This is a genomic window from Mediterraneibacter faecis, assembly GCF_055383675.1.
Genome location: NZ_AP043803.1, coordinates 652,335 through 667,590 on the forward strand (window position 1 = coordinate 652,335; position 15,256 = coordinate 667,590).

The 15,256-nt window shown below is 42.2% G+C and carries 16 protein-coding genes; all 16 read left to right on the top strand.

Translation table 11 applies throughout. The features are described 5' to 3' along the window. The first annotated feature begins 114 nt into the window (after nt 1-114). Nucleotides 115-1,440, top strand: a complete 1,326-nt coding sequence (locus ACZ47Z_RS03115; RefSeq protein WP_055148596.1) for an enolase C-terminal domain-like protein — start codon at nt 115-117, stop codon at nt 1,438-1,440. Nucleotides 1,441-1,458: 18 nt separating this feature from the next. After that, nucleotides 1,459-2,409, top strand: a complete 951-nt coding sequence (locus ACZ47Z_RS03120) for a hydroxyacid dehydrogenase (RefSeq protein ID WP_464525870.1) — start codon at nt 1,459-1,461, stop codon at nt 2,407-2,409. 31 nt (nt 2,410-2,440) lie between these two features. Then, entirely contained in the window at nt 2,441-3,529 is a 1,089-nt protein-coding gene (locus tag ACZ47Z_RS03125) for an iron-containing alcohol dehydrogenase family protein (protein WP_464525871.1), read from the top strand. Between the two features lie 18 nt (nt 3,530-3,547). Beyond that, nucleotides 3,548-4,438, top strand: a complete 891-nt coding sequence (gene garR, locus ACZ47Z_RS03130) for a 2-hydroxy-3-oxopropionate reductase (protein ID WP_020436127.1) — start codon at nt 3,548-3,550, stop codon at nt 4,436-4,438. 94 nt (nt 4,439-4,532) lie between these two features. Continuing rightward, the gene (locus ACZ47Z_RS03135; RefSeq protein ID WP_054753246.1) at nt 4,533-5,759 is read left to right on the top strand and encodes an NAD(P)-dependent oxidoreductase; all 1,227 of its coding nucleotides are present in this window, start codon (nt 4,533-4,535) and stop codon (nt 5,757-5,759) included. Then, nucleotides 5,752-6,609 (top strand): aldo/keto reductase, encoded by an 858-nt coding sequence (locus ACZ47Z_RS03140; RefSeq protein ID WP_226871315.1) that lies wholly within the window; start codon nt 5,752-5,754, stop codon nt 6,607-6,609. The genes ACZ47Z_RS03135 and ACZ47Z_RS03140 overlap by 8 nt, the downstream gene beginning before the upstream one ends. Before the next feature lie 232 nt (nt 6,610-6,841). Further along, entirely contained in the window at nt 6,842-7,243 is a 402-nt protein-coding gene (locus ACZ47Z_RS03145) for a DUF5300 domain-containing protein (RefSeq protein ID WP_054753247.1), read from the top strand. A gap of 302 nt (nt 7,244-7,545) precedes the next feature. Beyond that, nucleotides 7,546-8,136 (top strand): Maf family protein, encoded by a 591-nt coding sequence (locus ACZ47Z_RS03150; RefSeq protein ID WP_464525872.1) that lies wholly within the window; start codon nt 7,546-7,548, stop codon nt 8,134-8,136. A gap of 642 nt (nt 8,137-8,778) precedes the next feature. Next, nucleotides 8,779-9,438: a F0F1 ATP synthase subunit A gene (locus ACZ47Z_RS03155; RefSeq protein WP_055148644.1), complete on the top strand. Its 660-nt coding sequence runs from the start codon at nt 8,779-8,781 to the stop codon at nt 9,436-9,438. A 42-nt stretch (nt 9,439-9,480) separates the two neighbouring features. Then, nucleotides 9,481-9,705, top strand: a complete 225-nt coding sequence (atpE, locus tag ACZ47Z_RS03160; protein ID WP_015527990.1) for an ATP synthase F0 subunit C — start codon at nt 9,481-9,483, stop codon at nt 9,703-9,705. Between the two features lie 61 nt (nt 9,706-9,766). Further along, nucleotides 9,767-10,252, top strand: coding sequence for a F0F1 ATP synthase subunit B (gene atpF / locus ACZ47Z_RS03165; protein WP_054753251.1), 486 nt, complete (start codon nt 9,767-9,769; stop codon nt 10,250-10,252). Then, nucleotides 10,233-10,769, top strand: coding sequence for an ATP synthase F1 subunit delta (gene atpH / locus ACZ47Z_RS03170; RefSeq protein WP_054753253.1), 537 nt, complete (start codon nt 10,233-10,235; stop codon nt 10,767-10,769). Before atpF ends, atpH begins: the two co-directional genes overlap by 20 nt. A 5-nt stretch (nt 10,770-10,774) precedes the next feature. Then, a complete protein-coding gene (gene atpA / locus ACZ47Z_RS03175) occupies nt 10,775-12,283 on the top strand; it encodes a F0F1 ATP synthase subunit alpha (RefSeq protein WP_172675368.1) in 1,509 nt (502 codons plus the stop codon). Nucleotide 12,284: 1 nt separating this feature from the next. Then, a complete protein-coding gene (gene atpG / locus ACZ47Z_RS03180; protein WP_015527988.1) occupies nt 12,285-13,175 on the top strand; it encodes an ATP synthase F1 subunit gamma in 891 nt (296 codons plus the stop codon). A gap of 73 nt (nt 13,176-13,248) precedes the next feature. Next, the gene (atpD, locus tag ACZ47Z_RS03185; RefSeq protein WP_015527987.1) at nt 13,249-14,643 is read left to right on the top strand and encodes a F0F1 ATP synthase subunit beta; all 1,395 of its coding nucleotides are present in this window, start codon (nt 13,249-13,251) and stop codon (nt 14,641-14,643) included. A gap of 24 nt (nt 14,644-14,667) precedes the next feature. Continuing rightward, nucleotides 14,668-15,084 (top strand): ATP synthase F1 subunit epsilon, encoded by a 417-nt coding sequence (atpC, locus tag ACZ47Z_RS03190; RefSeq protein ID WP_054753257.1) that lies wholly within the window; start codon nt 14,668-14,670, stop codon nt 15,082-15,084. Nucleotides 15,085-15,256 lie beyond the last annotated feature (172 nt).

Here is a 15,256-nt window from a genome sequence, read left to right on the forward strand (position 1 = left end):
CATGATTTCGGTGGTCGGACTGCAAGTCAATCTCCGGTCCGATCACTGAAGTAAAAATAAAAGTAGAATAGAAACAGATAGAGAAAAAGTTCGTGTATAAAAGGAGAAATTGTTATGTCTAGAATCGTAAAGATGGAAGTATATCCAGTAGCCGGAAAAGACTGTATGGAACTGAATTTAAGTGGAGCACACGCACCATACTTCACAAGAAATATTGTTGTTCTTTATGATGAGAACGGAGAGACAGGAGTTGGAGAAGTTCCGGGAGGAGAGAAGATCACAAAAGCACTTGAGGAATGTATCCCGCTTGTTGAAGGAACAAGAGTTGCTGAGTATAAGAGCACACTGCTTAAAGTAAAAGCACATCTTGATTCTAAGGGGGAGGAAGATGTCAGAGGAAACCAGACATTTGACCTTCGTACAGGAGTTCATGTAATTACAGCGATCGAGGCTCCATGTCTTGATCTCCTTGGAAAGCAGCTTGGTGTTCCGGTTTGTGAACTTCTCGGAGACGGACAGCAGAGAGATAAAGTAAGAATGCTTGGATATCTCTTCTTTGTAGGAGACCGTAACAAGACAGATCTTCCGTATGATTCAGAGCCGGATTCAGATTGTGCATGGTACCGTCTGCGTCACGAAGAAGCACTTACAGCAGATAAGATTGTAGAGATGGCACTTGCTACAAAAGAGAAATACGGTTTTAAAGATTTTAAACTGAAAGGAGGAGTTCTTGCAGGAAACGAAGAGATGGATGTGATCCGTGCAATGAAGAAAGCACTTCCGGACGCAAGAATCGACCTTGATCCAAATGGTGGATGGCTTCTTGAAGAAGCAGTTGAATATGTAAAGGGAATGGAAGGAATCCTTACATACTGTGAAGATCCATGTGGAGCAGAAGGTGTTTACTCAGGAAGAGAGATTATGAGTGAATTCCGCAGACGTACAGGTTTCCCGACAGCAACAAACATGATCGCTACAGACTGGAGACAGGTTGGACACTCTCTGGAATCTCAGGCAGTTGACATCATCCTTGCAGACCCACATTTCTGGACAATGAGTGGTTCTGTACGTGTAGCTCAGATGTGCCATGATTTTGGATATACATGGGGATCTCATTCAAATAACCATTTTGATATCTCCCTTGCAATGTTTACACAGGTTGGAGCAGCAGTTCCGGGAGAGTACAATGCACTGGATACACACTGGATCTGGCAGGAAGGTCTTGAAAGACTGACAAAAGAGCCACTTCAGATTGTAGACGGATGTGTAGAAGTTCCAAAGAAACCAGGACTTGGTATTGAAGTGGATCTTGAGCAGGTGAAGAAAGCACATCAGCTGTACCTTGATAACTGTCTTGGAGGAAGAGATGATGCAGTAGGAATGCAGTATCTGATCCCGGGATGGAAATTCGATCCAAAGAAACCTTGCCTTGTAAGATAAGGAGAACGACAGTAGAAAATGAAACAGAAGATTTACATTCCTCAGCCAATCGCTGCAGCGGGAGAGGACTATCTCATAGAAAAAGGCTATGAGATAGTCCGCGGCAGCGGAAAGACAGATAAAGAATCAATAAAAAATGATATTGCAGTATGTGATGCAATGATTCAGCGAACTGCAAAAGTAGACAAGGAGATACTTGAAGCAGGAAAGAACCTGAAAATCATAGCCAGACATGGGGCAGGATATGACAATCTTGACTGGAAGGCTGCGAATGAGTTAGGGATTTATACGACTTATTCACCGGACACGACGACCTTATCTGTTGCAGAATTCACTATAACGGTGATTTTAAATCTTGCAAAACGTCTGAAAGAATCCGAAGAACTGGTAAGGAATGGGGATTTTCAGAAGAAATTTTCACTGAAAGGGACCGATGTAGCAGGAAAGACACTCGGGATCATCGGTTTTGGAAAGATTGGAAAAGAGGTAGCAAGAAAGGCAGCGCTGGGGCTGGATATGAGAGTCATTTCTTATGTGCCGCGTCCAGAAGGAAAAGAAATTCCAGAGTATGTAGAGATCGTATCCTGGGAAGAACTTTTGCAAACATCGGATTATATCAGTCTGCATGTGCCGGGAGGAGAAAAGAACCAGGGAATTATTTCAAAAAAAGAGTTTGCCATGATGAAGAAATCCGCTTCCCTGATTCAAGTTTCCAGAGGCGGCGTTGTTGATGAAGAGGCGTTAGCAGAAGCAATCAGGAATGGTCAGATCAGAGGTGCGGCAGTGGATGTGTTCTCAGAAGAACCACCCCAAAAAGATAATCCATTATTGAAACTGGAACAAGTGATCCTGACACCGCATATTGGTTCCAACACGGTGGAATGTATGGATCGGATCGCACTGGATGTAGCGGAGGATGTGCATCTTGTCCTTTCCGGAAAGAATCCAAAACATCCAATTAAAAGATAGATTATGACAGAAGAGGAAAGGCAGCGGGAAAATGGAAAAAGTGACTTTAGATCCGGCAATTAAATTCGGAGCCGGGAGGTACAGACAGGAAAAGAATTTACTTGAAGAGTGTGGAAAAGAAATTTCACGTTTTGGAAAGAGAGCATTTATCATTGCCGGAAAGAGAGCATGGGATGCAGTGAAAGAACGGATGATTCCGGGATTTGAGACGGCAGGAATTGAGTGTGAATTGCACCTGTATAGTGGAAAGTGTTCTTATGAAGCTGCCAGGGAATATGCTGAAAAATGCAAAGTAGAAAACTGTGATGAGGTAGTTGGAATCGGTGGCGGACTTGTTATGGATTTTGCAAAAGCAGTCGGTGAATATGCAGACACCGGAGTTGTCAACATTCCAACATCAATTGCAACATGTGCCGCATTTACAACAATGAGTGTTATGTATACACCGGAAGGCGCGAAGAAGGACTGTTGGAGATTCGAACATGAAGTCGATGCAGTTCTTGTAGATCTGCAGGTGATCGCAGAATGCCCAATCCGCTATGCGGCGGCCGGAATTCTTGATGCAATGGCAAAAAAAATTGAGATACAGAACGGCAAGCCGAAGATGTATCTCAGTGAAAATAAAATTGATCTGTTCAGTGCCTACAAGATGGCAGAGTATACTTACGAGGTGCTTGTAGAGTATGGTGCACAGGCAATTGAAGATATTCGTCATAAGAGACTGACAAAAGCAGTAGAAGATATTACATTTATCAACATCGCAGTAACCGGTGTGATCGCGAACATCACGAAAAGCTTCTCACAGTCAGCACTTGGTCATATGATGTATGACGGTGTGCGGACTTATTTTACAAAGGAAGCAGAGCATGCGCTGCATGGAGAAATCGTGGCAGTGGCACTGTTTACACAGCTTTATTACAATAAATTAAGTGAAGATAAAGAGGCACTTCGTCTGTTCATGAAAGGGATGGACATGCCATTAACTTTGCAGGAGCTTGGAATCGAGCCGACGCAGAAGAATCTTGATATTCTGGAAGCGTATCTGATTGATTCTCCTTATGTAGAGCAGTCAGAAGAGAGCTTTAAGCTGCTGCATGAAGCAATGAAACAGATGTGTTAAAAGAAAGGAAATAATAGAATGAAAGTAGGATTTATTGGACTTGGAATTATGGGAAAACCGATGAGCATGAACCTGTTAAAAGCAGGAAATGAGCTCGTTGTATTTGATTTTAATGAGACAGCAGTTGCAGAGGTTGTTGCAGCAGGTGCAAAGGGAGTAAAAAGCGGAGCTGAAGTAGCAGCAGAGTGTGACACAATCATCACAATGGTTCCAAACTCACCACATGTACGTGCAGCATGTCTTGGTGAAGGTGGAATTGCAGAGGCAGCAAAACCGGGAACAGTTGTAATTGATATGAGCTCTATTGATCCGGTAGAATCTAAAAAGATTGGCGCTGAGCTTGCAGAAAAAGGAATTGAACTGATGGACGCACCGGTAAGTGGTGGAGAGCCAAAGGCAATCGACGGAACACTTTCTGTTATGGTTGGTGGAAAGAAAGAGACATTTGACAAATATTATGAACTGTTGATGCAGATGGCAGGTTCTGTTGTATATGTTGGAGAACTTGGATCAGGAAATGTTGCAAAACTTGCAAATCAGGTAATCGTTGCACTGAATATCGCAGCAGTATCCGAAGCACTGACACTGGCAAAGAAAGCTGGGACAGATCCGGAGCTTGTATATCAGGCAATCCGTGGAGGTCTTGCAGGTTCTACAGTTCTTGATGCAAAGGCACCGATGATGATGGATCACAACTTCAAGCCGGGATTCCGTATTGAACTTCACATCAAAGACCTGAACAATGCGCTAAACGCTGCACATGCAGTAAATGCATCTCTTCCGCTTACAGCAGAGATCATGGAGATCATGCAGTCCTTAAAGGCTGACGGAAATGAAAAAGATGACCACAGTGCAATTGTAAAATACTACGAAAAAGTATCTAATGTGTCTGTAGAGAGAGAAAACTAAGATTAATCATTTGTAAGAATATAAGTTATTGCCGGTCATGGGAAACTGTGGTCGGCATTTTCTATCTGAATAAAAGGTCAGGAGGAAGAACAGAATGAAATTACATATTATCGACGAGGCAGAACGTTGCCTGAAATGTAAAAAACCACTTTGTCAGCAAGGGTGTCCGATTCATACACCTATCCCACAAATCACTCAATTATTACTTGAAAACCGTTTGATGGAAGCCGGTGAAATCCTTTTTGCAAATAATCCAATGTCCGCTGTCTGCTCCACCGTATGTAATCATGAAAATCAATGTGAAGGCCATTGTGTTTTAGGAAGAAAGAGCAGTCCAATCCATTTTAGCAGTATTGAGAATTTCATTTCAGATTCTTATCTTGACAGGATGGAAGTGCCGAAAATAGAGAAAAACGGAAAGAAAGTAGCGGTGATCGGTTCAGGACCGGCAGGAATTACAGTTGCTATCAAGCTTGCATTAGCAGGTTATAAAGTAACGATTTTCGAAGAACGAAGCAAAATCGGCGGTATGCTGCAGTATGGAATTCCAGAATTCCGTCTTTCAAAATCTGTGATCGACCGATACAAAAAGAAAATGGAAGAATTGGGAATCCGGATTCGCCCGAATACCGTGATCGGAAGTGCAATCGTGATCGATAATCTGTTCCGCGACGGATACAGCAGTGTCTTTGTAGGAACAGGAGTATGGAGACCGAAGGCAATCGGAATTAAAGGAGAGAGTCTTGGAAATGTATACTTTGGGATTGATTACCTCAGAAGACCGGAGGCACATCAATTGGGAGAGAAAGTAGCTGTTATCGGTATGGGAAATGTTGCGATGGATGTAGCCAGAACTGCATTGCGTCATGGTGCAAAAGAGGTTATACTGTATGCAAGAGGAAAACGCATTTCCGCAAGCTCTCATGAGGTGTCTTATACAAAACTGGAGGGCGCAGACTTTGTGTTTGGAAAGGCAATAGAGTCGATCAATGAAGACGGTCCGATGTTTAAAACAAGTATATTTGATGAAAACAATAAAGTGATCGGATATGAAGAAAAATTAGATCAGGTAGAAGCAGACTCTGTAATCATTTGTGTGAGCCAGGCACCGAAGAATAAGCTGGTACTTACAACGGATCAGTTAAAAACGACAGAGAAGGGACTTCTTCTGACCGATGAGAACTGCATGACAACACATGAAGGTGTTTTTGCAGCAGGAGATGTTGTACAGGGAGCGAATACGGTGGTTCATGCTGTAGAGGAAGCAAAACGGGCTGCTGAAGGGATGATTCGATATATGGAAAGGGAAGAAAATGAGTGATTTATATCTTACATTAAAAAATGGAATGAAAATGCCGCGTCTTGGTATGGGAACCTGGATGCTTGGTGAACATCTGTCAATCTACCAGCAGGAAAAGAAGGCGCTTCAGGCAGGGATTGATGCAGGATTTACTTTAATAGATACAGCTGAAATGTATGGAAATGGACTTTCAGAGAAATTAATCGGGGATACGATCCAGGGATATTCTCGAGAAAAACTCTTTCTTGTTTCAAAGGTATATCCGCACAATGCAGGACGTCCGCAGATTTATGACAGTATTGACCAGACATTGCATAATCTTAAAACAGATTATCTGGATATGTATCTGTTGCATTGGCGCGGAAGTATTCCGTTGGAAGAAACAGTGGATGCAATGGAAGAACTGGTGAAAAAAGGCAAGATCAGAAGCTGGGGCGTATCCAATCTGGATACATCAGATATGAAAGAACTGTTTTCAGTTCCCAATGGAGATCACTGTCAGGTGGATCAGGTATTGTATCATCTGGGATCCCGTGGGATAGAGTATGATCTGATGCCCTGGCTGGAAGAACATCAGACACCGATTATGGCGTATTGCCCACTTGCACAGGCTGGAAGCCTGCAAAGAAGCTTGTTAAAGAACAAAGAAGTGCAAAAAATAGCAAAAGCTCGTGGCATTACACCGATGCAGGTACTTCTTGCATTTGTTCTTCGGAAAGACCAGGTGATTGCAATTCCAAGAAGTGGAAGAACAGAGCATGTACTTCAGAACTGGGCAGTAAAAGATGTTATCCTTACAGACGAAGAATACGCTGCTCTTGACCGTGCATTTCCTGCACCGGAGCATAAGACCTATTTGGATATTGTATAGAATAAGCTGTGAGAAGAAGTATTGTAAAAATATAACAAAAACGCGTGGAAACGATTACATTGTCTTGAAATAAACAATGTTTGTCAACGAAATCAATGACAAAACGATGAAAAACAGAAAAAAATTAAGTGAATCTGTCTCTGGAAAAAGAAATCTCTGAATGCTATTCTGTTAGTGTAATAAAGGAAAATAAGAATAGAAATTTTAAAGAGAGTTTATAGGAGGCAGGGGAATGAGAAGAGTTTTGCAGAATCTGATCATCGCATTTACAGTTATCTTTTTGTTTGCAGGCATGTTTTTATATAGAAAATCAGAATATGTGGAAGCAAGTGGACAGTATACAAGTAACATAACAATCCGTAACACTTCACCGCTTGAACTGGAAAATGTTCAGGTTAAGTTCAACGGAGCAGAAACAGTAACAATCGGGGCAATGCAGTCTGGAGAAAAAAGAGTGATTGAGATTCCGGAAGAAGCAAAACCGGCAGTTACAGTCCAGGTGAGCGGAACATCTGATCTGGCCGGAAAATTCGCCGGACATTTCAGCGGAAGAATCACAGACGGAACAGAAGCTATGATTTATCTTGAAGAAGATATGACACTTGAAGTTTCATCGAATATGATAGATGATTGAAGAGAACAAGACTTATAAATTTCAAAGTCTTTCATAATATGAAGAGAGTGGACAGCAGAAATTAGTTTTGCTGTCCACTCTTTTTATGATATTATGTAATTGTTCAGAGCCAAGCAAAATTTAAAAAACAGGTATAAAATGCTTGCATTTTTAAGACTGTTTTTTAAATTTTATTTGGCGGATACGACACACCGACGAAATGCGTAGCATTTTGGAGGTTGGCTCTGAACAGTTATGCTATTATGAAGAAAGAAATGACATCGGTGAAAATTATATTATAATAATAGGAAAGGATAATGATAATGAATCAGAAAATCATTCTTGCATCAGCATCTCCGCGCAGACGAGAGCTGCTTGCGCAAATCGGTTTAGAATTTGAGGTAAAGGTAAGTAATAAAGAGGAAGTCTATACAAGTACAAAACCACAGAAGATTGTAGAAGAACTTGCATTGATGAAAGCAGAAAATGTTGCATCTGATCTTCAGGCAGAGGGAGTAGAATTGAAAAATACAATTGTGATCGGAGCAGATACAATCGTTGTACGTGACGAAGAAATCCTTGGAAAGCCAAAGAATGAAGATCATGCATATGAGATTCTTCTAAGCCTTCAGGGAAGAGCACATGAAGTCTATACAGGTGTTGCAATTCTTTCCTATAATAATGTAGACGAGAAAGAAATCATTAACCATGCGGTAGAGACAAAGGTTCATGTGCATGAGATGAGCGAAGAAGAAATCCGTGCGTATATCGCAACCGGAGATCCGATGGATAAGGCGGGAGCTTATGGAATCCAGGGAAGCTTTGCGGCGTATATAGATGGAATCGAAGGGGACTACTATAATGTGGTTGGACTGCCGGTATCATATGTTTACCAGCAATTGAAAAAACGCTAAACATATATTGTTACATTTGTAATTAGTTTGCAAATGGCTAGACGGAGATGACAGCGACAATTAGCCTGAATGGATGCTCAACCATTGAAAAATAAAATTTTATTTATCACACCTATGCTATGGTTCAAAAACGGGTGCTTTTCTTTTGAGAAAACAAAATCGTAACAAAAATGTAACATCTGTTTTTGCTATTATTCTGAAAAGGATACGAAAAACAGGAGAAAAATTATCATTAATATACAAATTAAGACAAAGTGTCTATGAAATTTTTTTTGAATCGTACAAATGTACAGAAATAAAAACAATTTTATTGTGTAAAATGCGCATAAAAAAAGAGCGGATTCTAAAATGAGAGCGAAAAACGGTTAAAAAAGTAATAAAAAATAGACAAAACGTAGAATAAAAAAAGAGCAAATTGAAATAAAAAAAGAGTTTTTTTTATGAATTTAACTTGTTGAAGTGGAACGTTGACAAAGAGAAAACATGGGAGTAATATTTAGTCAACTTTTCGGAGAACATGACGTTTTAATGCGATTATAAGCAGTAACATTTGCCATGCTGTATACGAAAAGTGACAAAATACAGCAATATACATTAGGTAGAAAGGGAGGGAGCAATACGGGAAATCTGGCAGACAATCTTATGGAAGAACTGAATTGTGAGAAAGTGTTCACACTTCCGGTTCTTGGCGGGATCAATGAATCTGTAGTAGTTACCTGGATCATCATGGCAGTGCTTGTGATAGCATCCATTATTCTGGTAAGAAACTTAAAGGTTGAGAATCCCGGAAAAGTGCAGTTGGCTCTCGAAGCCGGTATCGGCGCTGCTGAGGACTTCTTTGTCGGAGTACTTGGGAAAGAGAACAAGGGCTATGTACCGTATCTGATTACGGTTCTGTTATATCTCGCCTGTTCAAACACAATTGCACCATTGTTTGGCTTTAAGCCTCCGACGAAAGATCTGAACGTGACGGCAGCCCTGGCAATCATGAGTATGTGTCTCATTGAATTCTCAGGTATCCGCAAGAATGGATTCGGACACTGGGCAAAGCATTTTGCACAGCCGATTCCAATTGTAGCACCGATCATGATTTTGGAAATCGTCATCCGGCCGTTGTCGCTTTGTATGCGACTCTTTGGTAACATGCTGGCAGGATTCGTAGTCATGGAACTTTTGAAAGCAATCGTTCCACTGATCATTCCGATTCCAATCAGTTTTTACTTTGATATTTTCGACGGCCTACTTCAGGCATACGTATTTGTATTCCTGACATCTCTGTTTATGAATGAAGAGATGGAGTAAGAACTTAACACATTCTATTGAAAAGAAAAGGAGATTAAAATTATGTCAACACTTATTGCTATTGGAGCAGCTATCGCAGTATTCACAGGTATCGGAGCAGGTATCGGTATCGGACATGCAACAGGTAAAGCAGTAGAAGCTATCGCAAGACAGCCAGAGGCTGAAAGCAAGATCAGTAAGAACCTTATCCTTGGATGTGCTCTTGCAGAGGCAACAGCTATCTACGGTTTCATCATTGGTATCCTGATCATCTTCTTCCTGAAATAAGAAACGAAAAGAATCTTATGAAAATGATGGAAGCAGATAACAGGAAAGGCAGGTGTAAAAGGTGCTTCAGTTAAATATGAACCTTGTCTATACCATTATCAACCTTATTGTTCTCTTCCTCCTGTTGAGACATTTTCTGATTAAACCGGTGAGTGATATCATGGAGAAGCGCAGACAGATGATCGCAGATGGTCTTCAGGGTGCACAGGATGCACAGAGTGATGCGCAGAAGATGAAACAGGAATATGAAGATGCTTTAAAGGGAGCAAAGCTTGAATCAGCAGCGATTGTTGAGAAGGCACGCTCAGAGGCTAAGACAGAGTATGACCGCATCGTAAGTGAAGCAGGAAGCAAGGCCGGAGATCTTCTGGAAGCTGCAAAAGAGAATGTACGTATTGAACGTGAGAAGACAATGAAAGATCTTCAGACTCAGATTGCAGGACTGGCTATGGCATCCGCGGAGAAGATCGTGGGCGACAAAGAGCAGAACATTTATGACCAGTTTTTGGGAGAAGTAGGTGGGACAGATGAAGACACAGACAAGTAAAAGTCAGATTTACTGCGAGGCGGCAGCAATCAGATATGCGCGTGTTCTGTATGAAGTAGGTGTCCCAAAAGAAGCTGTACAGAAAACACGTGAGATTTTTGAGGAAGTACCGCAGCTTCACGAGATTTTCGCGAATCCTACCATTGAACTTCAGAAAAAAATGAATGTGGTAGACAGAGTATTTCCGAAGGAGATAAGAAATTTCCTTAAAGTAGCGTGCAGATATCAGAGAATGAATCTGATCGAAGATATCTTCACAGCGTATGACAGATACTGTGATGAACAGAATCAGGTTCTGAACGCAGTTCTGACATGTATTCAGCCTCCAACGGAGGAACAGAAAAAAGGAATGGAGGCGTTCCTTTGCAAGAAATATGGCGCAAAGCGTGCTAAAATCGAAGTTTGCCAGGATAAAGCACTGCTTGGAGGATTTATTCTCCGGGTTGGCAGTGATGAGTATGACTGGAGTATGAAAGGACGCCTGAACAGATTAGAACAAAGATTGACCTGGAGGTGAACAAGGTGAGTTCAATCAATTCAGATGAAATTATTTCTATCCTGAAAGAAGAAATAGAGAATTTTGATACAATGAGTAAGGACAGTGAAGTAGGTACTGTTGTTACTGTCGGCGATGGTATCGCCACAATCTACGGGATTGATCACGCCATGTACGGGGAGATCGTTACTTTTGAGAACGGCCTTAAGGGAATGGTACAGGATATTCGTAAGAATGAGATCGGATGTATCCTTCTTGGAAGCGACACAGGAATCCGTGAAGGCACAAAGGTAGCCCGTACAGGAAAGAAAGCAGGCGTTCCGGTTGGAGACGCTTATGTAGGAAGAGTTGTCAACGCCCTCGGTGAGGCGATTGACGGAAAAGGTGAGATCAAATCCGACGACTATCGCCCAATCGAGAATGAGGCACCTGGAATTGTTGATCGTAAGTCAGTAAGCGTTCCGCTTGAGACTGGTATCCTTTCCATTGATGCAATGTTCCCAATCGGCCGTGGACAGCGTGAGTTGATCATTGGAGACCGTCAGACAGGAAAGACATCCATCGCACTGGATACGATCCTGAATCAGAAAGGTAAAGATGTGATCTGTGTCTATGTTGCAATCGGACAGAAAGCATCTACAGTAGCCAAAGTTGTTAATACATTACAGACACACGGAGCAATGGATTATACGATCATCGTATCTTCTACAGCAAGTGACTGTGCTCCGCTTCAGTATATTGCACCATATGCAGGAACTGCTATGGCAGAGTACTTTATGCACAAGGGAAAAGATGCGTTGATCATTTATGATGATCTTTCCAAGCATGCGGTTGCATACCGTGCACTTTCTCTTCTGCTTGGACGTTCCCCAGGACGTGAAGCATACCCGGGAGATGTATTCTATCTGCATTCAAGACTTCTGGAGAGATCCAGTCGTTTAAGTGATGAGATGGGTGGAGGTTCTATCACAGCACTTCCAATCATTGAGACACAGGCAGGAGATGTATCAGCATATATCCCAACAAATGTTATTTCCATCACAGATGGACAGATCTTCCTGGAGAGCGGACTTTTCGCATCAGGAATGAGACCGGCGGTCAACGTTGGACTTTCCGTATCCCGTGTTGGTGGTGCAGCTCAGACAAAAGCAATGAAGAAAGCATCGGGAAGTATTCGTATCGATCTGGCGCAGTATCGTGAGATGGAAGTCTTCACACAGTTCAGTTCAGATCTGGATGCAGCTACAAAGGAAGAACTGGAATATGGAAGTGGTCTGATGGAACTTCTGAAACAGCCACTGTATCATCCACTTTCCCTGCATGAGAAAGTAATTACACTGTGTGCAGCAACACATAAAGTACTCTTAGGTGTTGAGAAGACAAAAATCAAACAGTTCCAGTATGATATGCTTCAGATGTTCGAGATAGAGCATCCGGAAATCGGTCAGGAAATCGAAGAGAAGAAAGTCCTGACAGAGGAACTGATCGACAAGATCGTAGAGACAGCGAAGGAATTCAAGAAGAGCAGGTGTTAATATGGCAAATATCAGAGAGATACAGAGCAGAATCAACAGTGTCAAAGACACAATGAAGATTACCAATGCAATGTATATGATCTCTTCTTCCAAACTGACACAGGCGAGAAAGAAGCTGGCAGATACAGAACCATATTTCTATGCGCTGCAGGGTGAGATCAGTCGTATTTTACGTCATCTACCAGAATTACATCATAGTTATTTCAACAAGAGGGAAAACATTCCGGCAGAGGAACGTAAGATTGGATCGATCGTTATCACGGCGGACAAGGGACTGGCCGGTGCATACAATCACAATATTGTGAAGCTTGAGGAAGAGATTCTTTCCAAGCCGGGTCAGCATAAGCTTTTTGTTGTGGGAGAGCTTGGACGTCATTATTTTGCAAAGAAGGATGTAGATATTGATACAAACTTCCGTTACACAGTTCAGAAGCCGACCATGCATCGTGCCCGTGACATCTCAGCGGTTATTCTGGATCAGTTTAACAATCATGAGCTGGATGAAGTTTACGTAGTATATACACGAATGGAAAATGCAGTTCAGTCAGAAGCGGAAGTGTTAAAACTTCTTCCACTCGAGAGAGGGGATTTTGGTGAAATGAAGATGCCTTTGAATATGTATCGAGAGGAAATCGAACTGAATCCATCTCCTATGGATGTCATGAACAGTATTGTACCAAGTTATATCAACGGTATGATCTACGGATGTCTGGTTGAGGCTTATGCCAGTGAGCACAATGCCCGTATGATGGCAATGAAGTCAGCAACAGACAGTGCACAGGATTTGATTAAAGATCTGTCAATCCTCTATAACAGAGCAAGACAGGCTGCGATCACACAGGAGATCACAGAGGTTTGTGCCGGCGCAAGAGCTCAGCAGAAGAAGAGTTAAAATGTCGAGATGCATTACAGACAGTAGATTGCTGTAATCTGTAATGACTGAAATATAGAAAGAGAGAGAGAACATGAATAAAGGACGAATTGTACAGGTTATGGGACCTGTCGTTGACGTAGTGTTTGAAAACGGTGATCTTCCTTTTATCAAAGATGCTCTTGAAGTTGATAATAATGGAAAGAAATGCATCATGGAGGTTGCACAGCACCTTGGAAATAATGAGGTGCGCTGCCTGATGCTTGCTGCAAGTGAAGGACTTTGCAAAGATATGGAAGTTACTGCAACAGGAGCCGGTATTCAGGTTCCTGTCGGCGAGCAGACACTTGGAAGATTATTTAATGTACTCGGCGAGACAATTGATAACGGAGAGCCGATTACAGATTCTAAAAAATGGGTAATCCACAGACAGCCGCCTACATTCGAGGATCAGAGCCCGGTAGTAGAGATCCTTGAGACAGGTATTAAAGTTATCGACCTTCTTGCTCCTTATGCAAAAGGTGGTAAGATTGGTCTGTTCGGTGGTGCCGGTGTAGGTAAGACCGTGCTGATTCAGGAATTGATCCGTAACATTGCAACAGAGCATGGCGGATATTCCATTTTTACAGGAGTTGGAGAGCGTTCCCGTGAGGGTAACGACCTCTGGACAGAGATGAAAGAATCCGGAGTACTGGAGAAAACAGCCCTGGTATTCGGACAGATGAATGAGCCACCTGGAGCTCGTATGCGTGTCGCTGAGACAGGACTTACAATGGCAGAATATTTCCGTGATGAGCAGCATCAGAACGTGCTTCTCTTTATCGATAATATTTTCCGTTTTACACAGGCTGGATCTGAGGTATCAGCTCTTCTTGGACGTATGCCTTCAGCCGTAGGTTATCAGCCGACACTGGCAACAGAAATGGGTGAACTTCAGGAGCGTATCGCATCTACAAAGAACGGTTCTGTAACATCGGTTCAGGCAGTATATGTACCGGCCGACGACCTGACAGACCCGGCTCCGGCAACAACATTTGCCCACCTGGATGCAACAACCGTACTTTCCAGAAAGATCGTTGAGCAGGGTATTTATCCGGCCGTAGATCCGCTGGAGTCAAGCTCCCGTATCCTGGAAGCAGACGTTGTGGGAGAAGAACATTACGAAGTAGCCAACAAGGTGATCGCAATTCTTCAGAAATATAAAGAACTGCAGGATATCATTGCAATCCTTGGTATGGAAGAGCTTTCAGATGAGGATAAAGCAACTGTTATGCGTGCAAGAAAGATTCAGAAATTCCTGTCCCAGCCATTCTTCGTAGCAGAGACATTTACAGGAATTCCTGGAAAATATGTACCATTAAAAGAGACAATCCGTGGATTTAAGATGATCATCGATGGAGAGATGGATGCTTATCCGGAAAACGCTTTCTTCAATGTCGGAACAATTGATGATGTAATTGCCAAGGCAAAAGAGATGGAAGAAGAGTAATTGTTGAAATAGGAGAATGTGCATATGGATACATTTGGTCTGAAAATCATAGCAAGTGATGGTGTATTCTACGAAGGTCGTTGTAAGAAGCTGATCATTCCGGCTCCGGATGGAGAAAAGGGAATTCTTGCAAATCATGAGAATATGGTAATCGCTGTGAATGTTGGAGTTGCACATATGAGTCTGGACGGCGAAGAATGGAAAGACATTGCAGTGGGCGTGGGATTTGTTGAAATCGTAAACAACCGAGTTACACTGATTGTTGATACAGCCGAGAAACCAGAAGACATCGATGTGCGACGAGCACAGGAGCAGAAAGAGCGTGCAGAGGAAAGGTTACGTCAGCAGCAGAGTATCCAGCAGTATTATCATACGCAGGCATCTCTGGCAAGAGCGATGAACCGACTTCGTGTTTCACAGGATAAAAAGTGGAATTTATAGATTTCGAGAGCATGTAGATGTGCAGAAATCAGAAATATCTGCAGGATATATCATTTAATAGAGAAAGAGGGACAGATTTTCCGGAATGGGAAATCCCCCTCTTTTTTTACATTTAAAAGTGAATTGCGAAACTTTTTTGTATTGCATTTTAATTCGTAGTATAATACAATAA